A 24,330-nucleotide genomic window follows, 5' to 3' on the forward strand; every position below is an offset into this window, starting at 1 on the left:
TCGGCATGTGGGCAACGGTCATGGCGCCATTTTCGGTGCTGGCGGCCATGACGGCAAACACTGGCGTGCTAGCGTGTGGCCATGCTGTTCCCCCACGACCTGCCCGATGCCGATGTCCAGCACCTGCCGGGCTGGCTGGCCGCGGCCGATGCCGACCGGCTCCTGTCCGCCCTCCAGGCCGAAGTCCCCTGGGAAGTCCACCGCATCCGCATGTTCGGCAACTGGGTGGATTCGCCGCGGCTGAGCTGCTGGATCGGCGATCTGCAGGCGCGCTACCGCTATTCCGGTGCTGAATTCGTGCCGCACCCCTGGCCACCCGCGTTGCAGGCCATGCGTGAGCGCCTGCAGGCGGAGGGCATCGGCCGCTTCAACAGCGTGCTGCTGAACCGCTATCGCGGCGGCGGTGATTACATGGGCTGGCACAGCGATGACGAGCCGGAGCTGGGGGCGGCCCCGGTGATTGCTTCGCTGAGCCTGGGCGCGGCGCGCCGCTTCCTGCTGCGCCGGCGCGACGACCCGGCGCGGAAGGCCGAGTATCTGCTCGGCCATGGCGATCTGCTGGTGATGGCGGGGCAGACGCAGCAGTTCTATCAGCACGCGCTGCCAAAGATGGCGCGGGTGCAGGGCGAACGGATCAACCTGACGTTCCGCTGGATTACACCACGCTGATCGGTCAGCGCGCGACGGTCGGCTGGTCGGCCTGCCCGCTTGTCAGCGTCCAGCCCACCATCTCCTGTGCCAGCTGCTGCAGGCCACGTTCGAAGGCGGCGGTCACCGCCGGCACGTCGGTACTGCCGACCGGCTGCGCCTGGCGGAAGGTACGGTCGGCAACCACGCGCTGGTCGGCGACGTGGATCAGCTTGGCGTTGACCTCGATCACCACCGTTGGCGTGGCTTGGCCCTGGTAGTCCGATTCGAAGCGGCGCACGTCGGTGGACAGCTTGTAGTCAGCGCGGATGCCAGCGGTGCTGCGGGCCACGCCGCGGATGCGGCCGGAATCCTCGAAGCCCCGCAGCAGGGTGTCCTCGATCATGTCGGTGGCCGGCTGTGCCCAGCTGGCCCCCTTGTAGATCTCCAGCTGCGACGGCGTCGGCCGCACGTTGATGCGCGGGCTGTCGACCATGCGCGCCGCGCTGGGCTTGGCCAGTACCAGCTGCCAGCTGGCCTGCGGCCACGCCGGGTCGGCCTTCACCTGCACCGAGGGCGAGTACAGTGTCACTGCGGTTTTCTCGCTGCTGCCAAGGATGGAGCAGCCGCCCAGCAGGGTGACCATCGAAGCGGCCAGCAGCAGGCGCGGAAGGGTGGTCGGGCTCATTTGGGTTCGAACTCCTTCGGTGCGTCGCGGCCCAGCAGGTAGCGCGCGGGGTTGTTCTCGAGGCGGTCGCTGACCCGGCGCAGGTCGCGGATCAGGCCGCGCAGCTCGGTCAGCGTCGGGCCCAGCTGGCCAAGGCCATCGTTGGCGAAGCTGTTGATCGCGGCACGGTTCTCGCCGAGGATCGAATCGGCGTTGCCGGCGGCCGAATCCAGCTTGGCCAGGGTGCCGTCGAGCTTGTCGATGATGCCCGGCAGCTGCTGCACCAGGTTCTTGTCCAGGCGCTCGATGGTGCCGTTGGTGGTCTTCAGTGTGGTGTCCAGGCTGCGGGCGGCATCGCGCGCGCTGAGGAGCAGCGCCTGGGTACCCTGGTCACGGTCGGCCAGGCCGCCGCTGATCGTCTCCAGGTTGGCCAGCGTGGCGTTGATCGAGGCCACGTTGCGGTCGCTGAGGATCTGATCCATGCGCTCGACGATGCGGTTGGCAACGTCGGTGATGTTCTGCAGCGCCGACGGCGTGGTCGGAATGATCGGGGCCGGGTCCTTGTTGACCGTGGTCAGTGCCGGCGACTGCGGCGTGCCGCCGCTGAGCTGGATGATCGACGGGCCGGTCAGGCTGGTGATCGCCAGCTTGGCACGGGTATCGGTCTTGACCGGGGTGGTCGAGTTCAGGCGGATGCGTGCGACCACCTGGCGCGGGTCGTCCGGCACCAGGTTCAGTTCGATGATCGAACCCACCGCGATGCCGTTGTACTGCACCGGGCTGCCCACCGACAGGCCGGTCACCGCCTCGCGGAACACTACGCGGTATTCCTGCCAGGTGCGGTCAGAGGAGTACTTGGCGGCCCACAGGCCGAAGGCCAGCAGGGCCAGGCCGGTGATCAGGGTGAACGCGCCGATCAGCACGTAGTTGGCTTTGGTTTCCATGGCTCAGGCACTCTCGATCTGTTCGCCGCGCGCGGCACGCGCACGCGGTCCGTGGAAGTATTCCTGGATCCACGGATGATCCAGTTTCTCGATGTCCGGCAGTGGCGCGTTGGCCACCACTTTGCGGTCGGCGATCACCGCGACCCGGTCGCAGATGGCGTACAGCGTGTCCAGGTCATGGGTGATCAGGAACACGGTCAACCCCAGTGCTTCCTGCAGGGTCTTGATCAGGCGGTCGAAGGCGGCCGCGCCGATCGGGTCGAGGCCAGCGGTCGGTTCATCCAGGAACAGCAGCGGCGGATCCAGCGCCAGCGCGCGGGCCAGGCCGGCGCGCTTGCGCATGCCGCCGGACAGCTGCGAGGGCAGTTTGTTGATCGCATCGGCGGGCAGGCCGGCCAGCTTCACCTTCAGCAGCGCCAGTTCGTAATGCCAGCGCTCCGGCAGTTCGCGGTGGTGCTCCTTCAGTGGCACCTGAACGTTCTCGCCCACGGTCAGCGACGAGAACAGCGCGCCGTCCTGGAATAGCACGCCGGTGTTGCGCTCGATGTGCAGGCGGCTCTCGGCATCGTCGGCACGCGCGTCGCGGCCGAGCACTTCGATCTGCCCGGCATCGGGCACGCGCAGGCCGAGGATCGAACGCATCAGCACCGATTTGCCGGTACCCGAACCACCCACCACGCCCAGGATCTCGCCGCGGCGCACATCCAGGTCCAGGTCCTCATGCACAGTCTGGCTGCCGAAACGGTTGACCAGGCCACGCACGCGGATGGCCAGCTCGTGGCCGTTGTCGTCCTGCATGGGAATGTCTTCGGGCGTCGGATGCGTGCTCATGTCACCAGTCCATGTGCATGAACCACAACGCCGCGAAGGCGTCGATGATGATCACCAGCGAGATGGTCTGCACCACGCTGGAGGTGGTGCGTTCGCCCACCGACTGCGCCGTGCCTTCCACCTTCAGCCCTTCCAGGCAGCCGATCAGGCCGATCACCAGCGCGAACACCGGCGCCTTCGACAGGCCGACCAGCATGTGCCGCACTTCCATCGTCTCGTGCATGCGCGCGATGTACATCTGCGGCGGGATGTCGAGGTCGAACGCACCGACGGTGATGCCGCCGGCCAGGCCGGCGACCATTGCAATGAAGGTCAGCAGCGGCAGGGTGACCAGCAGGGCCATCAAACGTGGCAGTACCAGCAGGTCGATCGGATCTAGGCCCAGCGTGCGCATCGCATCGATTTCCTCGCGCGCCTTCATCGCACCGATCTGCGCGGTGAAGGCGCTGGCGGTGCGGCCGGCCAGCACGATCGCGGTCAGCAGTACCGCAAATTCGCGCAGGAAGGCGATGTTGACCAGCTCGACCACGTAGATCTCGGCGCCGAAGTCGCGCAGGATGGTCGAGCCGAGGAAGGCGATCACCGCGCCAACCAGGTAGGACAGCAGCGCCACCAGCGGTACCGCATCCAGCCCGACCTGCTCCATCTGGTGCACGGTGGCCGTCATCCGGAAGCGGCGGGGTTCCTTGACCAGGCGCGCCGCCTTGACCAGGTTCTCGCCGAGGAAACTGCACAGCGCCTTGATGTTGTGGCCGGTGGCATGGACGCTGACACCCAGCCGTTCCAGGGCCGCCAGCACGCCGAAGTCGCGCTTGGGCTTGGGCCGGTCGTCGGCCACTTCCTCGATGGTGCACACCAGCGCCTGGTGATCCGGGCGGAACTTCAGTGCGTCCTCGCCGAGGTCGGCGCGATGGGCCACGCGCAGTACCTGCAGCACGCCGGCCGAATCCATCTTCTCGATGGCGGTGGCATCGATGCCGGTCAGCGTGTCGGGAACGCCGCGCAGGACTTCGGCCGCGGCCAGCGCGGTCTTCAAGGTCCAGGTGCCGGACAGGCGGATCACGCCCGGGTCATGGGCATCCTGTTCGAGCTGGGGGGCGTGGTTCGGGGTCACTTGGGCCATTCGGGTCGCAGCATAACCGTTCTGTATTGGGCTTCGCGTCGAACTCGGATGAATTTCTCCGGTAAGGCCCAGCCTAGGTAATACTACGGCGCATGTCCGCAGACGCTCACACGATCCCCACGCCCCAGGCCACCTACGCGCAGCGCGTGGCCTTCGTTTCCGAGATCGCCGGACGCCTGCACAGCTATGGCACAACGGCCCAGCGCCTGGAAACGGCGGTGGTGGCACTGGCCCGCCAGCTCGATCTGGATTGTGAACCGTGGTCGAATCCCACCGGTATCATCCTCAGCTTCAGCGACCCGGCGCAGGCGATCGGCTCCAGTGACATCACCCGCGTGATCCGTCTGGCCCCCGGTGAAAACGATCTGCACAAGCTCAGTGTGGCTGACCATATCGCCGAGGAAGTGGCCAACGGGCGGATGAGCATCGCCCAGGGCCACACCGCGCTGCGCCAGCTGGACAAGGATCCGGGCCGGCGCGGCAAGCTGCGCACCATACTCTCGTTCACCCTTGGCGCGGCCGGCGTGGCCGGCATGTGGAAGCTGCCGTGGCTGGACATCGCGACCGCCGGTGTCATCGGCCTGATGATCGGCCTGCTCGGCATGGTCACCGACCGTCGCCCGGCCACCCGCGAAGCCGCCGAGGCGCTGGCCGCACTGCTGGCCGGCCTGGTCGCCACGCTGGTCGCATCCTTCATCGGCGCGCTCAACCTCAACACGGTGATCATCGCCTCGCTGGTGGTGCTGCTGCCCGGCATGTCGCTGACCAATGCGGTCAATGAACTGGCCAGCCAGCACTGGGTATCGGGTACCGCGCGCTTCGCCGGCGCGCTGACCACCATCATGAAGCTCAGCGTCGGCGCGATGATCGCGGTGACCCTGGCCGATGTGCTCGGCCTCGATCCGGTAATCCGCGCCACGCGGCCGCAGGGGCCGTGGGTGGAATGGGGTTCGCTGCTGACCGCGGCGTTCGCCTTCGCGATGCTGTTCAAGGCCAACCGCCGTGATTACCCGTGGGTGATCGCTGCCTCGGTGGCCGGTTATGCGATCTCCAAGTTTGGCGGCCATGCCTGGGGCGCACCGGCCGGCATCTTCCTGTCGGCGATGCTGCTGACCGCCGGTGGCAATCTGTTCGGCCGCCTCGTTGGCCGCCCAGGTGCGATCATCCGCCTGCCCGGCATCATCATGATGGTGCCCGGCAGCACCAGCCTGCGCGGCGTGCTGACCCTGGTCCAGCAGCAGGACGTGGGTGCCGGCCAGAGCGTGTTCCTCACCGTGCTCAACGTGGTGATGGCGCTGGTGGCCGGCCTGCTGTTCGGCAACCTGCTGATGCCCGCTCGCAAAACCCTGTAGGTGGGACCGTTGGTCCACACACCGAAGAATGAAAAACGCCGGCTTTCGCCGGCGTTTTTCAATGCATTCCAATCCGGCCTCAGGCCTTCTTGATCAGGAAATCTTCCGGCTTCTTGTTGCCCTTGGCGGTCAGCTCGGCCATCCAGCGCGGCTGCTTGCCACGGCCGGTCCAGGTTTCCTTGGGGTTGGCCGGGTTGCGGTACTTCGGCGCAACCTTGCCCAGCTTGCGGCCAGCGGTCTTCGACGGTGCCTTGGCGACCTTGGCCACCTTGCGCGCGCGCGGGGCCGGGGCGTCGCCGAACAGCTCCTCGATGGTGTAACCCTCGGTCTTGGCCAGCTTGGTCAGCTGTGCCCGGACCTTGGTGATCGGCCGGCGCTTGGCGACGATGGTCTGCTGTTTCTTGGCGGTGCGGATCAGGGCGCCCAGCTCGCGTGCCGACAGGCCGGTCAGGTCAATGCTCATTTACGGTTACTCCGGAAACTAATAAGTGGACGGGACGAGCCAGTCCATGGCGTCGCGGGACAGAATAAAGATGAATTAATCCCAGCACAAATGCAGACGGGTCATGGCCTGGCAGCATCCCGGCTGCATTGCGTCGATTCTGACCGGATTATGTCCGCTGCAATATTGCTCAAATGGGCGTCAGGTAAAAAAAGACCGGGGCATGCCCCGGTCCTTTCCTGATCAGTCCTGCAGGCGCTGCAGCAGCGTGGCCTTGTCCAGGTTTTCCGCTTCGCTGGCGCGGCGCGAGCGGTACTCGTAGGTACCGGCGGCCAGGCCGCGTTCGCTGACCACCACGCGGTGCGGGATGCCGATCAGTTCCATGTCAGCGAACATCGCGCCCGGGCGCAGGCCACGGTCGTCGAGCGCCGCGTCCAGGCCTGCATCGCGCAGCTCCTGCAGCAGGTTGGCTGCGGCGTCGGCCACGGCGGCGTCACCCTTCGGGTTGATCACGCACACCACCACCTGCCACGGCGCCATCGCGTCGGGCCAGATGATGCCGGCATCGTCATGGTTCTGTTCGATCGCGGCAGCCACCACGCGCGAGATGCCGATGCCATAGCAGCCCATCGCCATCACCGCCGCCTTGCCGTTCTCGTCCAGCACGGTGGCGTCCAGCGCTTCGGCGTACTTGCGGCCCAGCTGGAACACGTGGCCGACTTCGATGCCACGGGCGATCTTCAGTTCGCCACCGTCCAGCGCGCGGTCACCGGCACGCACGTTGCGGATGTCGGCCACTTCCGGTTCCGGCAGGTCGCGGTCCCAGTTGACGCCGGCCAGGTGGAAACCGGCTTCGTTGGCGCCGACGACGAAGTCGGACATCGCCGCCACTTCGCGATCGGCGACCACGCGGATGGCCTTGGCCGGGGCGACCGGGCCGAGGAAGCCCGGCACGCTGCCCAGGTGCTCGGCGATTTCCGCCTCGCTGGCGAAGCGCTGTTCGTCCAGGCCGGCAACCTTGGCCAGCTTGATCTCGTTGACCTCATGGTCGCCGCGCACCAGCACCAGCACGAACTGCTGTGCCTTGCCTTCGCCAGCGATCAGCGCCACCGACTTCACCGTGCGCTGCAGGTCGATGCCGAGCAGCGCCGCGACATCCTCGCAGGTCTTCTGGGTGGGGGTGTCGACCTTGCGCATGGCTTCGCTGGCGGCCGCACGCGGTGCCGGATCGGCGGCGATCGCCGCTTCCATGTTGGCCGCGTAGTCCGAGCCGGTGGAGAACACCAGCGCGTCCTCGCCGGAATCGGCGATCACGTGGAATTCCTGCGAGGCATCGCCGCCGATCGCGCCGGAGTCGGCCTGCACCATGCGGAAGTCCAGGCCGAGGCGGGTGAAGATGCGGCTGTAGGCCGACTTCATGTTCTCGTACTCGCGCACCAGGCACTCATCGTGCAGGTGGAACGAATAGGCGTCCTTCATCAGGAACTCGCGCGAACGCATCACGCCGAAGCGCGGACGGATCTCGTCGCGGAACTTGGTCTGCACCTGGTAGAAGTTCACCGGCAGCTGCTTGTAGCTGGACAGCTCGCTGCGCGCGAAGTCGCAGGCGGCTTCTTCGGCGGTCGGGCTGTAGCAGAACACCTGGTCCTTGCGGTCCTTGATCTTCAGCAGCTGCGGGCCGAACTTCTGCCAGCGCCCGGTCTGCTCCCACAGTTCCTTCGGCTGGATGGTCGGGATCTGGAATTCCACGGCACCGGCGCGGTCCATTTCCTCGCGCACGATGCGTTCAACCTTGCGCAGCACGCGCAGGCCCAGCGGCGACCAGGTGTACAGGCCCGATGCCAGCTTGCGGATCATGCCCGCGCGCAGCATCAGCCGGTGGCTGGTGAGCTCGGCATCGCTGGGGGTTTCCTTGGTGGTGTGCAGGTGGAACTGGGAGAGGCGCATCGTCGGCTTCGGATAACGGCAGAGACGTCTATTCTGCCAGCCCGGCCGGGGGGAGGGGTATCGGCAGGGCTGCGCCCTGCACCCGCCTCAAGCAACGTCAACTGCAACAGCAACAGCGGCTTCCTGTGGGATGGCGGGGTGGGTCCGGTTGCGGGGGACGCCGTAAATACGTCCCTGTAGGCTCGGTCGCGCCATCCATGGCGCTCACGCCCCCGCAACCGGACCCACCCCGCCTTCGACAGTTTTCCGCGATCTGTCGCCCTTTTGTAGAGCCGAGCCATGCTCGGCTGCTGTTCGATCAATTCTCGAAATATTCGATTTCCATGGAGATTCATCCACGCATGGCGTGGATCTACTGGCCACCGTCCAACTCTCGGGGGTCACTTCATGGACGGGTTCACGGCGGCCCCGCAACCCCACAGTGCCATGCCATCTCCCAGGAAGCCGCTTTGGCATTTGACGTTGCCGTTGCTTGAAGCAGGTGCAGGGCTGCAAGCCCTGCCGATACCCTCACTCTGCCGGGCAGTAGGCCTTGATGGCGGCCTCCGCCAACCCCTTCTGCGCACTGCGTTGCTCCGGAGCCAACGGGGTATCGGCCTTGCCATCGCCATTGGTGTCCTGCATCACCTGGCCGGACCCTTCCAGCAGGGCCAGGTTGGCCCGGGCCGTGCTGCACTGCTCGGGCACCGGTGCGGCTGGGGTCTCGGCGCTGGCCGCCGCCTGTGGGCTGCGGGCCTGCTCGCGGGTCTCGAACTTCCTGCCCGCCGGCGGGGTCTCCGAGTACTGGGTCACGCCATTGGCGTCCTTCCATTTATAGACCGGGCCGGCCACGGCGTTGGCACTGGCCAACAGCAGCAGGCATCCAAGGCAGGACAGGGCACGCATGGCAAACTCCGCGGAATGGGCGTAGAACGCCGATTGCAGCATTGGCGCCGAGCACTGGCAAGTCGATTAAACTGGATTCCATGGACCCGATCACACCGCCGCCGCGTTCGCGCACGATTTACCTGCTGCCCAACCTGTTCACCACCGCCGGCCTGTTTGCCGGCTTCTACGCGATCATCGCCGCGGCCAACGGGGACTTCGTCAACGCCAGCATCGCCGTGTTCGTGGCAGCGGTGATGGATGGCCTGGATGGCCGCGTGGCGCGGCTGACCGGTACCAGCAGCGAATTCGGCGTGCAGTACGACTCCCTGGCCGACCTGGTCAGCTTCGGCATGGCCCCGGCACTGGTGATGTATCACTGGTCGCTGTCGTGGCTGAAGTTCGATGACCCGCTGCTCGGCCGCGTCGGCTGGGCCGTGGCCTTCCTGTATGCCGCCTGCGCGGCGCTGCGCCTGGCCCGCTTCAACACCCAGGTGGCAGTGGTCGACAAGCGCTGGTTCGTCGGCCTGGCCAGCCCGGCCGCGGCCGGCCTGATGATGTCCTTCGTCTGGGCGTTCGCCGATGGCAAGCTGGGCTGGGACGGCAACCAGCTGCGTTACGTGGCGCTGGCGGTGACGATCATCGCGGCGCTGCTGATGGTCAGCCGCATCCGCTTCTGGAGCTTCAAGGGTGGCGGTGCCAAGGGCACCCGTTCCGACCGTGTGCCGTTCCTGGTACTGGCCCTGGTGCCCGTGGCCATCGCCATCGCGGTGATCGACCTGCCGCGCGTGCTGTTCGCGGTGGGCATCCTGTACGCCCTGTCCGGCCCGGTGATGTGGGCCGTGCAGCGCCTGCGCAAGAAGCCCGAGGCCGCGTGAGCGGGGACCTGCCCGTGCTGTGGTCTCCGGCCCAGCAGGCCTGGCTGCAGGCCATGGGCTACACCGTCTATCACGACGGCCAGTTGGCTGCCGAGCTGGATGCCGCGCTGCAGCTGAGTGTGGCTGAAGCCGAGGCGGCTGCCGTGCCAGCGGTGGAGCAGGTGCGGGCACCAATCGCACCCGCGCGCGAGCCTCCGGCTGAAGCCATACCGTCTTCCCGCCAGGAACGCCCGGCGCCGCCGCGTCGCGAGACCCCGGTCAGCGCACCGGACACCGCGCCCGCCGCTGCCCGCCCGCTGCCGGGTGGCAATGCCCGGCAACCGGTGGTGCGCCTGCCGGATCGCCTGCAGATCGCCTTGCTGCGCGCGTCCGGCTGCAATCCCAATGATCCAGCCACGCAGGCGCTGATGGACAGCTGGCCGCTGGACCAGCTGCGTCGGGACCCGGCCGCCAAGCGCGCGCTGTGGCCACAGCTGCGCGCCCTGCGCAAGCGGGGCGCGCCATGAGTGCGGTCAGCCAGCCCGGTCCGGTCAGCCTGCGCGCGCTGCGCGAGAGCGACCTTAATGCGGTGATGGCGATTGAAGTACGCGGCTATCCGTTTCCCTGGACCCGTGGCATCTTCGTCGACTGCCTGCGTGCGGGCTATCCGGGCCTGGCCATGGAGCGCGATGGCCAGCTGATCGGCTATGGCGTACTCAGCATCGCGGCCGACGAGGCCCATGTGCTGAACGTCTGCATCGACCCGCTGACGCAGTCGCGTGGGCTCGGACGTCAGCTGCTGCGCGCGCTGGTACAGCTGGCCGGCGACCGCGGGGCGCAGCGTGTGTTCCTGGAAGTGCGTCCGTCCAACACGCCGGCGTTGGCGCTGTACCACAGCGAAGGCTTCAACGAGATTGGCCGCCGCCCGCGTTATTACCCGGCCGCACAGGGCCGCGAAGACGCGGTGGTGATGGCGATCGAACTGGTCGACGGCGACCTGCAGGCGATGCCGCCGTTGTAACGGGGAGGGTTGCCGGCCAGCGGCCGGCACTACCGATGGATCTCCGCTGTCATCGACACATCACCTGCCGTGGTAGGTGCCAACCTTGGTTGGCACGCTTTCCTCACGCCATCCGCAGTGCAAGTACACCGCCCACAATCAACGCCGCCGCCAGCCAGCGCGCGCGCGGAATCCGTTCGCGCAACACGAACACCGAGATCAGCAGCGCGAACAGGATCGACGATTCGCGCAGCGCCGAGACCATCGCCACCGGTGCCTGGGTCATGGCCCACAACGCCATCGCGTAGGACGCCGTGGTGCCGACGCCACCGGCCAGCCCCAGCGGCCAGTGCTGGCGCGCATAGTCCAGCACCGCGCCACCGCGGGTGTACAACGCCCACAGGGGCAGTGGAATGCCTGACAGCAGGAACAGCCACAACGTATAGCTGAGTGCGCTGCCGGACTGACGCGCGCCCTGCGCATCGACCAGGGTGTAGGTGGCGATCATCGCGGCAGTCAGCAGCGGCAGCCGCAGCTGGCCGCCACGTGCGCCCAGTGCCATGCACAGGATGCCGGTGCTGACCAGCACCACGCCCAGCCACGCCGCCGGGGGCAGCTGCTCGCCCAGCAGGGTGCCCGCCAGCGCGACCAGGATCGGTGCGCTGCCGCGCATCAGTGGATAGGCCAGGCTCATGTCGACCTGCTGGTAACAGCGTGCGACCAGCCCGTAATAGGTCACCTGCAGCAGCACCGAAGTGGCCAGCCATGGCCAGCTGTGCGCGGCGGGGAAGGGCAGGAAGGGCAGGGCAGCGGCGGACAGCAGCGCGGCGCTGCCGGTGACCAGCACGGTGCCGAGGAACTTGTCCGGCCCACGTTTGACGATCGCATTCCAGCTGGCATGCAGGGCCGCGGCCGCGAGGACCAGCAGGAAAATGGAAAGAGGCATCCAGCGATGATGCCATGCGGGAGAAATGGAAACGCCGGGCATCGCCCGACGTTTCCGATTCCGCTTCGGTGGGTGCCAACCTCTCCCACCGTGGTAGGTGCCAACCTCTCCCGCCGTGGTAGGTGCCAACCTTGGTTGGCACGCACCAGAGCGCGGCGCTTACAGCTTCGCGCGCTGCTCGCGCAGGCCGGCCAGCTGGGTGTTCCAGTCGACCAGGCGCACGCGCTCCTGCTCGACCACGGCCGGCGGCACCTTGTCGGTGAACTTGGCCAGCTTGGTCTCGCTCTTTTCCTTTTCGGCTTCGACGCGGGCGATTTCCTTGTCCAGGCGCACGCGCTCGGCATCGAGATCGACCAGGCCTTCCAGCGGCACCAGCAGCTTCAGCTCGCCGACGATCGCGGCGGCAGCCGGCGGTGCGCTTTCGCCTTCGGCCAGCCACTGGATGCTGTCCAGCTTGAGCAGGAACGACAGCGAGGCGCTGAAACGTTCGATGCGCACGCGGTCCTGCTCCAGGCCGGCCTGCAGGCGCAGCGGCACCTGCTTGGACGGGGCGACGTTCAGTTCGCTGCGCACGCGACGCACGGCACTGATCACGGCCTTCAGCCATTCCACGTCGGCCTCGGCCTGGGCGAAATCGCCTTCGAACTCGGCGGCGGTCGGGTACGGGCGCAGCGACAGCGTGGTTTCGGCCAGCCCCAGGCGCGGGGCCAGCTGCTGCCACAGCTGTTCGGTGATGAACGGCGTGAGCGGGTGCAGCAGGCGAAGCAGCGCTTCCAGCACGTACAGCAGCGTGTGACGGGTGCTCTCGGCATCCGCTGCGTCGGCACCGTTCAGTGCCGGCTTGCTCAGTTCCAGGAACCAGTCGCAGAACTCGTTCCAGGCGAACTCGTACAGGCACTGCGCCAGCAGGTCGAAGCGGTAGTTGGCGTAGTGGCCCTGCGCCTCGGCGGACACCGCGGCCAGGCGCGCCAGGATCCAGCGCTCGGCATCGGTGCGCGGCGTCGGCACGCCGTTGAACGCAGCGCCCTCGGTGTTCATCAGGGTGAAGCGGCTGGCGTTCCACAGCTTGTTGCAGAAGTTCTTGTAGCCCTCGGCGCGGTTCATGTCGAACTTGATGTCGCGGCCGTGGGTGGCCAGCGCGGCGATGGTGAAGCGCAGCGCATCGGCACCGTGGGCAGCAATGCCGTCCGGGAATTCCTTGCGGGTGGCCTTCTCGATCTTCTCCACCATCTTTGGCTGCATCAGGCCGCCGGTGCGCTTGGCGACCAGGTCGTCGATGGTGATGCCGTCGATGATGTCCAGCGGATCGAGCACGTTGCCCTTGCTCTTGGACATCTTCTGGCCCTGGCCGTCGCGGATCAGGCCGGTGAAGTAGACGTCCTTGAACGGGATCTTCCCGACCAGGTTGTCGGTGGCCATGATCATGCGCGCCACCCAGAAGAAGATGATGTCGAAGCCGGTGATCAACACCGACGACGGCAGGTAGCGGTCGAAGCCACGCTCGGCCATGGCCTGTTCGTTGGGCCAGCCCAGGGTGGAGAACGGCCACAGCTGCGAGGAGAACCAGGTCTCCAGCACGTCGCTTTCCTGGTTCAGCACGACGTCGCTGCCCAGGTTGTGCTTTGCCCGCACTTCCTCTTCGCTGCGACCGACATAACAGGTGCCGGTGGCTTCGTCGAACCACGCCGGGATGCGGTGGCCCCACCACAGCTGGCGACTGATGCACCAATCCTGGATGTTGTTCATCCAGTGGCGGTAGGTGTTGATCCAGTTCGGTGGCACGAAGGCGATGGTTCCGTCTTCGACCAGTTCCAGGCCACGCTTGGCCAGGTCGTCCATCTTCACGAACCACTGGTCGGTCAGGTACGGCTCGATCACCTGGCCGGTACGGTCGCCGCGCGGCACCTGCAGCTTGTGCGCCTTGGTCTCGACCAGGATGCCCAGGTCTTCCAGCTCGGCCAGCACCGCCTTGCGCGCGGCGTAGCGGTCCAGGCCCTGGAAGCGTTCCGGCGCATTTTCATTCAGCGCCGCCACCGGGGTGAACAGGTTGATCATCGGCAGGCTGTGGCGCACGCCCACTTCGTAGTCGTTGAAGTCGTGCGCCGGGGTGACCTTGACCACGCCGGTGCCGAACGCGCGGTCCACGTAATCGTCGGCGATCACCGGCACGCGGCGGCCGGTCAGCGGCAGCACCACGCTCTTGCCGATCAGGTGCGCATAGCGCTCGTCTTCCGGGTGCACCATCACCGCGGTATCGCCCAGCAGGGTTTCCGGGCGGGTGGTGGCGACGACCAGGTAGTCGCGGGTTTCGCGCAGGGTTTCCACGCCGTCGGCATCGCGCTCGACGTGCTCGTAGCTCAGGCCGTCATCCAGCGTGTAGGCGATCGACCACAGGAAGCCGTCTTCCTCGGCGCTCTCCACTTCCAGATCCGAGATTGCCGTTTTCAGCACCGGGTCCCAGTTGACCAGGCGCTGGCCACGGTAGATCAGGCCCTGTTCGTACCAGCGCACGAAGGCTTCGTTCACTGCCGCCGACGGCTGCGGGTCCATGGTGAAGGTGCTGCGCGACCAGTCGGCCGACGTGCCCAGGCGGCGCATCTGGCGTTCGATGGTGTCGCCGGACTGCTGCTTCCACTCCCAGACCTTGCCGATGAAGCCTTCGCGGCCCAGCGAATCGCGGGTCTCGCCCTTGCCTTCCAGCGCCAGGTTGCGGCTGACCACCATTTCAGTGGCGATGCCGGCGTGGTCGGTACCGACCTGCCACAACGTGTCGTAGCCGCGCATGCGGTGGTAGCGCACCAGCGCGTCCATCAGGGTCTGCTGGAAGGCGTGGCCCATGTGCAGGGTGCCGGTCACGTTCGGCGGCGGCAGCAGGATGGTGTACGGCTCGCCCGTGCCGGACGGCTTGAAGTGGCCGGCCTTCTCCCAGGCCTCGTAGAGGTCGGTCTCGAAGGACTTCGGGTCGTAGCTGGAGGCGAGTTGGGTCATGCGGGGGAACCGGTAATCAAGGCGGAAGGGAGATCAGCGCGACCCGAGGGCGCGCCGGATCTTCTGGTCGGTGTGGTACTGGCTGACCGCATAGGCGGCCCAGATGGCGGCGGGCAGCCAGCCGATCAGGGTGATCTGCAGGATCAGGCAGACGATGCCGGCAAACGGTCGGCCGATGGTGAAGAAGGACAGCCAGGGAAGAATCAGGGCGATCAGCAGGCGCATCAAGGGGTCCTCGCGGGACTTACATGTCGTGCTTGTTCAGGTCGTAACCGGCGGCCTTGTACTGGCGCCAGCGTTCGCGCAGCGGTTCGCGCGCTTCCGGGTCGGCCGGTACCACTTCCAGCACGCGTTCGCACTGGCCGAGCCAGGGTTCGTCGCGCAGGTTGATCACAAGCGGACGCGCCGGTGCCTCGGTGCCGGGCACGGCGATCAGCACCAGGGCTTCTTCCTCGTCCATGTCCTCGCCGGCGATCTGGTGCGGGATGTAGGCATCGTTGTCGAACGCCCACAGCAGCTCGTCCAGCTCCTCGGCCTGGGCCTGGTCGCGGGCCAGCACCAGGGTGAACAGCCCGGCGTCGTTGGCCTTGCGCGCCAGCTCGCAGACCAGGCGCAACGGCTCGGTCAGGAAGCGGGGCTTGGCGATCAGGTAGAAGTCGGCGCGGGGCATGGCAGGGTCCGGGTCAGGCAGGGTTCCGGCGGTGCCGGGCGAGGCCCCGGCCGACAGGCGCCGGCCAGGGTCGGGTACGGCATCAGGCGCGGGCGGCCTGGTCCAGCAGCCACTGGCTCAGCAGGCCGACCGGGCGGCCGGTGGCCATGCCACGCTTGCCTTCATCGCTGGCCACGCCGGCGATGTCCAGGTGGGCCCAGCGCTGGCCTTCGGCGAAGCGCGACAGGAAGCAGCCCGCGGTGATCGCGCCGGCCCAGCGGCCGCCGATGTTGTAGACGTCGGCGAAGGTCGAATCCAGCATCGGCTGGTACTCGTCCCACAGCGGCAGGCGCCAGGCGCGGTCGAACACGTGCTCGCCGGCGGCCAGCAGCTCGTTGGCCAGGTCGTCGTGCTTGCTCATCAGGCCGGCGGTCTGGTGGCCGAGGGCGACCATGCAGGCACCGGTCAGGGTGGCGACGTCGACCAGCGCGGCCGGCTCGAAGCGCTGCGCGTAGGTCAGCGCATCGCACAGGATCAGGCGGCCTTCGGCGTCGGTGTTGCCGACTTCGATGGTCTTGCCCGACATTGAGGTGATCACGTCGGACGGGCGGTAGGCGTTGCCGTCGATGGCGTTTTCCACCGCCGGCACCACCACCACCAGGTTCAGCGGCAGCTTGGCCTTGACCGCGGCGACGAAGGTGCCGATGACGTTGGCGCCACCGCACATGTCGTACTTCATCTCTTCGATGCCGCCCTGGGTCTTCAGGTTGACGCCACCGGTATCGAAGGTGATGCCCTTGCCGACCAGCACGTACGGCTTGGCGTCGCCGGCGCCGGTCCACTTCAGCACGACGAGGCGCGGGCGGTTGGCCGAACCGCGGGCCACGGCCAGCAGCGAGCCCATGCCCAGCGCTTCCATCTGGGCCTCGTCGAGGATCTCGGCCTCGGCACCGTCGTGTTCGCCGGCGAACTTCACGCCCACTTCGGCCAGGTAGGCCGGGGTGCAGTAGTTCGGCGGCAGGTTGCCCAGCTCGCGGGCGAACTCGACACCGGCGGCGATGGCCTGGCCCTGGGCCAGGGCCTGCGCGTCGTCACCGGCGATGGCCAGCTGGGCCAGGCCGGCGTCGTCGGCCTTCTTCTTGCCCAGGGTGGCGGTGTAGCGGTACGCGGCGTGATCGGCGGCGATCACCGCCTGGCGGATAGCCCAGGCTGCGTCGCGGTCCTTCACCGCCACTTCGGACAGGGTGAACAGTGCGCTGCGGGCAGCGCCGGCCTTCAGCGCGCGCACGGCGTCGCCGACGGCCTTCAGGTACTGCGGCACGCCGAAACGGGCGACTTCGCCCAGGCCGACCACCAGCACGCGCGGGGCGGTCACGCCCGGCAGGTCATGCAGCAGGGTGGTGGCGCCGGTCTTGCCGGACAGGTCGCCGCGCTGGGCCAGGGCGGCCAGGCGGCCACCGCTGGCGGCGTCCAGGGCCTGTGCGGCCGGGGTCAGGGTATGGTCGGCATACGCGCCAACCACCAGGCAATCAACGGTGGCGGCGGCCGGAGCAACGTGGTTCAGGGTGAATTCGAGGGCCATTGAGCAGATTCCATTGGCGAGTCCGTACAATCGCAGGCCGTTTACGCCCAGACAGTAGACTGGGCGGCACCGCGAACGAACCCCAGAGTTTAAACCACCGCCCCATGCTGAAGCTCGACCGATACCTGCTGGGCGATTTCGTCCAGAGTTTCCTGGCTACCCTGATCGTCCTGCTGGTGGTCAGCGTGGGCGGCGTGCTGGTGGACATCCTCGGCAACATCGCCGACGGGCGCCTGCCGGCCAAGCTGCTGTTCTCGCAGCTGGGCCTGCAGTTCATCGCCTACCTGCCGCTGATCCTGCCGCTGGCGCTGATGCTGGGCCTGCTGCTGGCCATCGCCCGCCTGTACCGCGACTCGGAAATGGCGGTGATCACCGCCATTGGTGTCGGCCCCAAACGGCTGCTGCGGCCACTGCTGATGCTGGTGGTGCCGGTGGTGGCCCTGGTGGGCGCCTGCTCGCTGTGGCTGGGCCCGTGGGCCGGCCGGGTGGCCGAGCAGATGATCATCGAGGCCAACCGCAGCGTGCTGATGGCCGGCCTGGAGCCGGGCCGCTTCACCCCGCTGCCCAATGGCGGCGTGGTCTACCTGTCCTCGATCTCGCCCGATGGCACCCAGCTGGGCAAGGTGTTCCTGCAGCGGCAGAAGGATGACCGCCTGGAGGTGGTGTCGGCCAATGGTGGCCGCATGTTCTTCGAGGGTACCCGCCAGCGCTTCCTGGAGCTGGATGACGGCCACCAGGTGGAAGGGCCGGTGGCCGGTGGGCTGGACTACCGCCTGGCGACCTTCGCCCGCAATGACGTGGCCCTGCCCGATGGTGCGCAGACCCGCACCGAGGATGACCCGGAACTGATGCCGACCCTGCAGCTGATCGGCGATGAGCGTCCGCAGGCGCAGGCGCAGCTGCACCGCCGCCTGGCGCCGCCGCTGATCGCGCTGGCGTTCGCCCTGCTGACCGTGCCGCTGGGCCGCAGCTCGCCGCGCCAGCAGCGCTACGGCCGCATGATGCTGGCGCTGATGGCCTACATGGTCGGCACCAACCTGATGTTCATCGGCAGCGGCTGGATCGCCAACGGCAAGATCCCCCCTGCGCTTGGGCTGTGGTGGTTGACCCTGCCGTTGCTGGCGCTGGCAATCTGGATGTATGCACGTGATGGCCGCCTGGGCCGCCCGAAGGGAGCCCGCGCATGAGGCTGCGCCCGATGCGTTTCGACCTGTACCTGGGCCGGTCGGTGTTCACCACGGTGCTGCTGACCTGGGCCGTACTGGTCGGCCTGGACGTAGTGATGGCGTTCTCCGGCGAGTTCAAGGACATCGGCAAGAACGGCTACACGCTGGGCCATGCCGCCGCATGGGTGCTGTACACGGTGCCACGCCGTGCCTACACCATGTTCCCCACCGCCGCGGTGATCGGTGCACTGATGGGCCTGGGCCAGCTGGCGGCGACCTCGGAGCTGACCGCGCTGCGTGCGCTGGGCCTGTCGCGCAAGCGCCTGAGCGTTTCGGTGGCGATCGCGCTGTCGCTGCTGACCGCGGTGATGGTGCTCAGCGCCGAGACCCTGGGCCCCTGGGGTCAGGACCGCGCCGATGCGTTGAAGTCCAGCGCCAAGTGGGGGCGGGATATCGCTACCAGCCGCTACTCGGGCCTGTGGGCACGCGAGGGCGATACCTTCCTCAACGCGCAGAGCGGCGAGGAGCAGCTGGTCGGCGACAAGGGCACGCGCCTGATCCTGCGCGACGTACGCCTGTACCGCATCGCCGAGAACGGGGGCATCGCCTCGTTGACCCATGCCGACACCGCCGAGCACGACAAGGATGGCTGGGTGCTGACCGGGGTACGTCGCGATACCTTCGGCGAGCGCTCGGCGACCCGCCAGGAAATCGCGCGTGAGCCGTGGAATTCGAAGCTGGATGCGGCCGCATTGGCGACCGGCATCGCCAAGCCGCGCAACCTCAGCCTCGCGGAACTGAGCACCAGCATCACCTACCGGCAGCGCAACGGGCTGGATGCGCGTGACTTCGAGGACGTGTACTGGAGTCGCTGGTTCTATCCGTTGAACGTGCTGGCGCTGTGCCTGGCGGCGGTGCCGTTCGCGTTCGGTTCGCTGCGCAGCGGCGGCATGGGCAAGCGCCTGTTCCTGGGCATCCTGTTCGCGCTGGGCTTCTGGCTGCTGCAGCTGTTCTTCGGGCGCATGGCCGGCGCGTTGAAGTTCGATTACCGCATTGCCTATGCGCTGCCGCCGATCGTGATGCTGGCGGTGTCAGGACTGCTGTTCCGGCGCAAGTCGGGCTGACCCCCATGGAGCCGGGCCTGGCCCGGCTGTTTCCGCACTGCGCCCGTGAGTCGAGCATGGCTCGACGCGACAGAGCGCGGATCACCGTTTCGGCATGCGCACCAGGCGGGTGCCGCTGGCACGGTCGTGCCAGGTCAGGCGTTCGCGATCGACCCACGCCCACCAGAACCCCAGCCCACCCAGCAGCAGCGACAGCGTGCCCACGGCGAAACGCAGCCACAGCTGGCTGCGTCGCAGCGGCGCGCCATCCCCTGAGTGCAGTTTCAGCCGCCACGGCCGCATGCCCAGCGTCTGCCCGCCGCGGCGCCAGCTTGCCGTCGCGTACCACCCCGTGATCGCCCAGCACACCGCCCACAGCAGCCACTGCCAGGCACTGAACGGCGCGATGTTCTCGCGTTGCGCGTGGCCGCTGATGGTGTAGGCGAGGGTGAACAGTGCGCCGGCGAGCATCCACAGCGCCAGTACCGGCAACGCGTCGTAGAGCATTGCCAGCAGGCGCCACAGCAGCAGTGCGCGAGGGTGGGGCAGTTCGCTGGCGGCCGCAGGGGCCGTGTCGGTGGCAGGGCGGGACATGCGCCGAGCATACGCAAAGCTGGCCGTGCCCGCAGTGGCCCTCGTATCCTGCACGCATGGCCCTTGTTTCCACCCCCGCCGACCGCCGCCAGCTGGTCCAGCAACTGCCCGAGCTGCGCGCCGACGACAGCATGCGCATCCAGCGCTTCCTCGATGCGATCTGGGCCGAGAACGGTCTGGCCCGCGCCACCCTCGACAGCTACCGGCGCGACCTGGAAGGGCTGGCGCGCTGGATGGATGGGCGCGACGGTGGCCTGGCCGGCGTCGAGCGCCCGGGGTTGTTCGACTACCTGGCCTGGCGCACCCGTCATGGCTGGTCGCCGCGCAGCAATGCGCGGTTGCTGTCGGCGCTGCGGGCGTTCTTCGCCGATGGCGTGCGCCGCGGTGAACGCAGCGAGGACCCCAGTGCGCTGCTGGATCCGCCCAAGCTGCCACGCTTGCTGCCCAAGGCGCTGGCCGAAAGCCAGATCGACGCGCTGCTGGCAGCGCCGGATATCGACAGCCCGCTGGGCCTGCGCGACCGCGCCATGCTGGAACTGATGTATGCCGCCGGCCTGCGCGTGAGCGAACTGGTGCTGCTGCCGGCCACCGCGGTGAACCTGCGCCAGGGCGTATTGCGGGTGACCGGCAAGGGCAGCAAGGAACGGCTGGTGCCGCTGGGTGAGGAGTCGCAGCACTGGCTGGAGCGCTATCTGCAGGCGTCGCGCCCGCTGCTGGTCGGCAAGGGCAAGGTGCAGGCGCTGGCCGATGGGCAGACCCCATTGTTTGTCGAGCCGGCGCTGCATGCGCTGACCCGCCAGGCGTTCTGGCACCTGGTCAAGCGCCACGCGCAGGTGGCCGGCATCGACCCGGTGCGGATCAGCCCGCATGGCCTGCGCCACAGCTTCGCCACGCATCTGCTCAACCGCGGTGCCGACCTGCGCGCGCTGCAGATGCTGCTCGGCCACAGCTCGCTGTCGACCACCCAGATCTACACCCTGGTGGCCCGCGAACACCTGCAGAAGCTGCACGCGCGCCACCATCCGCGCGGCTGAGCAGAGGCCTGAACCCCGGCCTCAAGCGGCGGGCGGTGTCGCGGCCTGGTCGCGGCGGCTGTGTCAGAATCCGGGGTCTTCTTCTGTCGCGGACCGCTCCATGCTCCGATTTGCCATCGCCGCCGTGTTCGGTGCGCTCAGCCTGACCGCCTGTGCCCAGCCGGCTCCGCCGGCCGCCAAGGCACCCGCCGCCGCTGCGGCCAAGGCCAGCCCGGCCGCGAATGCGCCCGCCGACCAGGCGGTACGCGCCGCGCTGACCGCGCTGAACCCCGGTTTCCAGGTGGACTACATCGGCCCCGCGCCGTTCCCCGGCTTCCGCGAGGTCGTCGTTTCCGGCCAGCTGCTGTACGTGTCCGATGACGGTCGCTACCTGTTCCAGTCGCAGCCGTACGACACGCGTGCCAAGGGCCCGGCCAACAGCGAAGGCCTGCTCGGCTACCGTCGCGATCTGCTGGCCAAGGCCAACCATGGCGACCGCATCGTGTTCGCCGCGCCGAATGCCAAGTACACCATCAGCGTGTTCACCGACATCGAGTGCGGCTACTGCCGCAAGCTGCACCAGGACATCGCCGAGCTCAACCGCAACGGCATCACCGTCGAGTACCTGGCGTTTCCGCGCATGGGCCTGGGCAGCAAGGACTACACCGACATGATCTCGGTCTGGTGTGCAGCGGATCGCCGCCAGGCCCTGACCAACGCCAAGCGCGGTGGCAATGTGCCGGCCAAGAACTGCACCAACCCGGTGGCGATGCAGTACGCGCTGGGCCAGCAGCTGGGTGTGAACGGCACGCCGGCGATCTTCGCGCCGGACGGCACCCAGCTGGGTGGTTACCTGCCGCCGGCGCAGCTGCGTGCGGCGCTGGAAAAACTGTCGGCCAAGCGCTGATCGACGCCGACCTTTTCCTGTAGAGCCGAGCCCATGCTCGGCTGTCGAAACATCAGCCGAGCATGGGCTCGGCTCTACAGGTGGGAAGCCGGGGATGCGTGTCGCATCCCCGGCTTTTTTCTTACTTCAGGCCATCACTGACCGCCTTGGTCAGCGTGCCCTGTGCATCGTCACCACTGAACTCCCAGACGAACGCGCCGCCCAGGCCCTGGGTCTTCACATAACCCATCTTGCGGGTGATGTTGGCCGGGGTGTCGAAGCTCCACAGCGTGCTGCCGTTGTAGATCCAGGTGGCACCTGCGGTGTTGTCGGTGTAGCCCGGCCACGCCAGATTCTTCAGCACCTTCCAGTCTTCGATGCCGGCCTCGTAGGTACCCGGCGCGGCGCCGGTCGCGGTCTGGTACAGGCCGTTGTTGGCGTTGGCCACACCGGTCCAGCCACGCCCGTAGTAGCCGATGCCCAGGTTGAGCTTGGCCGCGGGCACGCCTCGGCTGATGAAGGCCTCGATGGCGTCGTTGCTGTTGTACAGCTTCTGGTCGCCGGTGGACGGATCATTGGGCGAATCGAACAGCGCCGACTGGTGATTGGTCTTCGCATCCCACGCGCCGTGGAAGTCGTAGGTCATCACGTTGATGTAGTCCAGGTACGGGTGGTACGCGGCCGGATCGGTGACGCGGATCTTGTCGATGCCGGCACCCACCGCCACCGTCAGCAACAGGCCCGGACGCACCGCATCGAGCTGGCGGCGGAACTCGGCCATCAGCGCGGTGAAGTTGGCGTTGTCCTCCGGCTTGCCGCATTCGATGCCGCAGGCCACCGGGTATTCCCAGTCGACGTCGATGCCGTCGAACACACCCAGCGCGGCACCGGCACCACCGGCACCGTCGGTCACCGGCAGGTTGCCCTTGATGTAGGCGTCGATGCACGAGGCGACGAAGGCCTGGCGGTTCTCCGGGCGCGCCGCGCTGGAGAAGCCACGCGACCAGGTCCAGCCGCCCAGCGAGATCAGCACCTTCATGCCCGGGTACTTGGCCTTGAGCTGCTTGAGCTGGTTCCAGTTGCCGCGCAGCGGCTGGTCCCAGGTATCGGCGCTGCCGCTGACACTTTCGGCGGCACTGAAGGCCTTGGTGTAATCGGCGAAGGCATCGCCACCGGCGCCGCTGTTCGGATCCGACGGCTGGGTGATGCCCACTTCGCAGCGATTGTTGCGAACGTTGCCGAACGCGTAGTTGATGTGGGTCAGGCGCGCGGCCGAGCCACTGCTGTCGATGTTCTTGACCCGGTAGTTGCGGCCGTAGATGCCCCACTGGGTGAAGTAACCGATGACCCGCTTGCCGGTGGTGCCGCCGTCGCCGGCCAGCGTGGTGGCGCTGATCTCGGTGCCCTGGGCCGACGCATTGCCGGCGTTGTCGCGGGCACGTACGCGGTAGCGGTAGGTGGTCGACGCGGTCAGGCCGCCATCGACGTAGCTGGCACTGGACGGCGAGCCGACCAGACTGCCGTTGCGGTACACGTCGTAGCCTGCCACGCCGCTGCCCCCGGTGTTGTCGGTGGATGGGCTCCAGCTGAGCGCGATGCTGTTGGCGGTGCGGGTGCCGACCGCCAGTCCGCCCGGCACGCTCGGTGCGGTGGTATCGCCGCCGGCGGCGTTGACGGTGATGGTGATGGTCGCGGTGCTGCTGGTAGCGTTGTTGTTGTCGGTGGCTACCGCGCGCAGGGTGTGGCTGCCGGCGCTGGCATTGGCCCAGCTGGCCGCATACGGCGCACTGGTGGCCACGCCCAGCGTGCTGCCATCGCGGAAGAATTCGACCTTGGCGACGCTGCCATCCGGATCACTGGCGTTGGCGGTCACGTTGACCGTGCTGCCGGCACTGAAGGTGGCGCCATTGGCCGGCGAGGTCAGGCTGACCACCGGCGGCTGGTTGGCGCCGCTGCCATCACAGGCGCCGAGGTTGGTGTAGTAGGGCGCACCGGCCGGATGGTCCGGCGGCGCGTTCCAGATGTCCTGGTTCGCCCGATAGAGGACGCCTCCTTTCTGCAGGGTATCGCCGGCCCGGTAGATCTTGGCCTGGTCCCACTGGGCCACGCCGGCACAGCTGGCGGCCTGCGCCAGGCCGGGCAGGGCGGCGGTACCGGCGGCCAGGGCAAGCAGCCAGGCCAGGCGGCGGGGACGACAGCTTTGGGTCGAACGTTCGGCACTGCGCACAATCGGGTCGTACATGGGTAAGTCTCCGATCAAAGGGCGCGCGGGCCCCGATGGCGCCGCGCGTGACGCAGGTCCGGGCATCGCCCGGGAAGGCGACGGGTGGGGCCGGACGGAGGCACCTGGGAGGCCGGGGAGAGAGTCCGGCACCAGGTAGGGACAACGTTGTCATCAATCGCGTGGTCAATCCGTGAGCAAGTGCATGGTTCGGGGATTAGGGCGGAGCGCGCGCTGGCGCGCGGTCGGCGGCCATCGGCGGAGCCCCTCGTGGCTGGGGTTTTCCGCGAAAAGCAGATTTCTGGGGTTGGCCGGGCGGGTGGGCGGCGCAGGGGGCGCTGCAAGTACGTCCATGTAAGCTCGGTCGCCGCTTGCTCGTTCGCTCATTCCTGCTCACAAGAGCAAGGCAAGGCTGAGGCGTCTTGCCCTGCCACCCCGCGTGCCACCCTGGCCACCGCCGGTCACGCCCCCTCCCCACCCCCCCCCCCCGCCCCGGCCACGGCCCCCCTGCGCGCAGCCCCAGCACCA

23 protein-coding genes are annotated in these 24,330 nt (G+C 67.8%); 9 read left to right on the forward strand and 14 right to left on the reverse strand.

All coding sequences use genetic code 11. From position 1 onward, the window contains the following. The first annotated feature begins 81 nt into the window (after positions 1-81). On the forward strand, positions 82-669 hold the full coding sequence (locus EKL94_RS15305; RefSeq protein WP_126929733.1) for an alpha-ketoglutarate-dependent dioxygenase AlkB family protein: 588 nt from the start codon (positions 82-84) through the stop codon (positions 667-669). Positions 670-673: 4 nt separating this feature from the next. On the opposite strand, the gene EKL94_RS15310 is transcribed toward EKL94_RS15305, so the two are convergent. From EKL94_RS15310 to EKL94_RS15325, 4 genes are read right to left on the reverse strand one after another with little or no spacing between them, the layout of a single operon-like run. Further along, positions 674-1,315: an ABC-type transport auxiliary lipoprotein family protein gene (locus EKL94_RS15310; protein ID WP_032127996.1), complete on the reverse strand. Its 642-nt coding sequence runs from the start codon at positions 1,313-1,315 to the stop codon at positions 674-676. Further along, entirely contained in the window at positions 1,312-2,238 is a 927-nt protein-coding gene (locus EKL94_RS15315; protein WP_033835489.1) for an MlaD family protein, read from the reverse strand. Before EKL94_RS15315 ends, EKL94_RS15310 begins: the two co-directional genes overlap by 4 nt. A gap of 3 nt (positions 2,239-2,241) precedes the next feature. Then, positions 2,242-3,069 (reverse strand): ABC transporter ATP-binding protein, encoded by an 828-nt coding sequence (locus EKL94_RS15320; RefSeq protein ID WP_126929734.1) that lies wholly within the window; start codon positions 3,067-3,069, stop codon positions 2,242-2,244. A gap of 1 nt (position 3,070) precedes the next feature. Further along, the gene (locus EKL94_RS15325; protein WP_126929735.1) at positions 3,071-4,192 is read right to left on the reverse strand and encodes an ABC transporter permease; all 1,122 of its coding nucleotides are present in this window, start codon (positions 4,190-4,192) and stop codon (positions 3,071-3,073) included. Between the two features lie 92 nt (positions 4,193-4,284). Here EKL94_RS15325 and EKL94_RS15330 point away from each other — a divergent pair, with 92 nt between their 5' ends. Continuing rightward, positions 4,285-5,544 carry a threonine/serine exporter family protein gene (locus EKL94_RS15330; protein WP_049398420.1) on the forward strand — a complete coding sequence of 420 codons (1,260 nt, stop codon included), beginning with the start codon at positions 4,285-4,287 and terminating at the stop codon, positions 5,542-5,544. 79 nt (positions 5,545-5,623) lie between these two features. Here EKL94_RS15330 and EKL94_RS15335 read toward each other — a convergent pair whose 3' ends face one another. The 3 genes from EKL94_RS15335 to EKL94_RS15355 all read right to left on the reverse strand — a co-directional run bounded on the left by EKL94_RS15335 (position 5,624) and on the right by EKL94_RS15355 (position 8,818). Next, entirely contained in the window at positions 5,624-6,007 is a 384-nt protein-coding gene (locus tag EKL94_RS15335; RefSeq protein ID WP_005415203.1) for an H-NS histone family protein, read from the reverse strand. A gap of 222 nt (positions 6,008-6,229) precedes the next feature. Next, positions 6,230-7,933 (reverse strand): proline--tRNA ligase, encoded by a 1,704-nt coding sequence (locus tag EKL94_RS15340; protein WP_126929736.1) that lies wholly within the window; start codon positions 7,931-7,933, stop codon positions 6,230-6,232. Positions 7,934-8,443: 510 nt separating this feature from the next. Next, entirely contained in the window at positions 8,444-8,818 is a 375-nt protein-coding gene (locus tag EKL94_RS15355) for a DUF4124 domain-containing protein (RefSeq protein ID WP_126929738.1), read from the reverse strand. A gap of 80 nt (positions 8,819-8,898) precedes the next feature. Here EKL94_RS15355 and pssA point away from each other — a divergent pair, with 80 nt between their 5' ends. From pssA to rimI, 3 genes are read left to right on the forward strand one after another with little or no spacing between them, the layout of a single operon-like run. Beyond that, positions 8,899-9,675 carry a CDP-diacylglycerol--serine O-phosphatidyltransferase gene (gene pssA / locus EKL94_RS15360; RefSeq protein WP_126929739.1) on the forward strand — a complete coding sequence of 259 codons (777 nt, stop codon included), beginning with the start codon at positions 8,899-8,901 and terminating at the stop codon, positions 9,673-9,675. Then, the gene (locus tag EKL94_RS15365) at positions 9,672-10,181 is read left to right on the forward strand and encodes a hypothetical protein (RefSeq protein ID WP_126929740.1); all 510 of its coding nucleotides are present in this window, start codon (positions 9,672-9,674) and stop codon (positions 10,179-10,181) included. Before pssA ends, EKL94_RS15365 begins: the two co-directional genes overlap by 4 nt. Further along, complete coding sequence (rimI, locus tag EKL94_RS15370; protein ID WP_032128003.1) at positions 10,178-10,675, forward strand: ribosomal protein S18-alanine N-acetyltransferase; 498 nt, start codon at positions 10,178-10,180, stop codon at positions 10,673-10,675. The genes EKL94_RS15365 and rimI overlap by 4 nt, the downstream gene beginning before the upstream one ends. 103 nt (positions 10,676-10,778) lie before the next feature. On the opposite strand, the gene EKL94_RS15375 is transcribed toward rimI, so the two are convergent. The 5 genes from EKL94_RS15375 to EKL94_RS15395 all read right to left on the reverse strand — a co-directional run bounded on the left by EKL94_RS15375 (position 10,779) and on the right by EKL94_RS15395 (position 16,819). Next, on the reverse strand, positions 10,779-11,600 hold the full coding sequence (locus EKL94_RS15375) for an EamA family transporter (RefSeq protein WP_126929741.1): 822 nt from the start codon (positions 11,598-11,600) through the stop codon (positions 10,779-10,781). A gap of 159 nt (positions 11,601-11,759) precedes the next feature. Continuing rightward, positions 11,760-14,588, reverse strand: a complete 2,829-nt coding sequence (locus tag EKL94_RS15380) for a valine--tRNA ligase (RefSeq protein WP_126929742.1) — start codon at positions 14,586-14,588, stop codon at positions 11,760-11,762. Positions 14,589-14,621: 33 nt separating this feature from the next. Beyond that, positions 14,622-14,813, reverse strand: coding sequence for a YqaE/Pmp3 family membrane protein (locus tag EKL94_RS15385; RefSeq protein WP_126929743.1), 192 nt, complete (start codon positions 14,811-14,813; stop codon positions 14,622-14,624). A 19-nt stretch (positions 14,814-14,832) separates the two neighbouring features. Continuing rightward, positions 14,833-15,258 (reverse strand): DNA polymerase III subunit chi, encoded by a 426-nt coding sequence (locus tag EKL94_RS15390; protein WP_005415211.1) that lies wholly within the window; start codon positions 15,256-15,258, stop codon positions 14,833-14,835. 82 nt (positions 15,259-15,340) lie between these two features. After that, a complete protein-coding gene (locus EKL94_RS15395) occupies positions 15,341-16,819 on the reverse strand; it encodes a leucyl aminopeptidase (protein ID WP_126929744.1) in 1,479 nt (492 codons plus the stop codon). 104 nt (positions 16,820-16,923) lie between these two features. On the opposite strand from EKL94_RS15395, the gene lptF reads away from it, so the two are divergent. Together lptF and lptG are read left to right on the forward strand one after the other, a co-directional pair. Next, entirely contained in the window at positions 16,924-18,006 is a 1,083-nt protein-coding gene (gene lptF, locus EKL94_RS15400; RefSeq protein ID WP_032128008.1) for an LPS export ABC transporter permease LptF, read from the forward strand. Continuing rightward, positions 18,003-19,109 carry an LPS export ABC transporter permease LptG gene (lptG, locus tag EKL94_RS15405; RefSeq protein WP_126929745.1) on the forward strand — a complete coding sequence of 369 codons (1,107 nt, stop codon included), beginning with the start codon at positions 18,003-18,005 and terminating at the stop codon, positions 19,107-19,109. Before lptF ends, lptG begins: the two co-directional genes overlap by 4 nt. Before the next feature lie 81 nt (positions 19,110-19,190). On the opposite strand, the gene EKL94_RS15410 is transcribed toward lptG, so the two are convergent. Further along, entirely contained in the window at positions 19,191-19,682 is a 492-nt protein-coding gene (locus EKL94_RS15410) for an RDD family protein (RefSeq protein ID WP_126929746.1), read from the reverse strand. Between the two features lie 56 nt (positions 19,683-19,738). On the opposite strand from EKL94_RS15410, the gene xerD reads away from it, so the two are divergent. Both xerD and EKL94_RS15420 read left to right on the forward strand, forming a co-directional pair. After that, positions 19,739-20,716: a site-specific tyrosine recombinase XerD gene (gene xerD, locus EKL94_RS15415; protein ID WP_126929747.1), complete on the forward strand. Its 978-nt coding sequence runs from the start codon at positions 19,739-19,741 to the stop codon at positions 20,714-20,716. Between the two features lie 100 nt (positions 20,717-20,816). Next, positions 20,817-21,602: a thioredoxin fold domain-containing protein gene (locus EKL94_RS15420; protein ID WP_126929748.1), complete on the forward strand. Its 786-nt coding sequence runs from the start codon at positions 20,817-20,819 to the stop codon at positions 21,600-21,602. A gap of 121 nt (positions 21,603-21,723) precedes the next feature. Here EKL94_RS15420 and EKL94_RS15425 read toward each other — a convergent pair whose 3' ends face one another. Continuing rightward, positions 21,724-23,823, reverse strand: a complete 2,100-nt coding sequence (locus EKL94_RS15425) for a glycosyl hydrolase family 18 protein (RefSeq protein ID WP_126929749.1) — start codon at positions 23,821-23,823, stop codon at positions 21,724-21,726. Between the last annotated feature and the right edge of the window lie 507 nt (positions 23,824-24,330).

Origin of the sequence: Stenotrophomonas maltophilia, assembly GCF_003970865.1 — a bacterium.
GTDB lineage: Bacteria > Pseudomonadota > Gammaproteobacteria > Xanthomonadales > Xanthomonadaceae > Stenotrophomonas > Stenotrophomonas maltophilia_AR.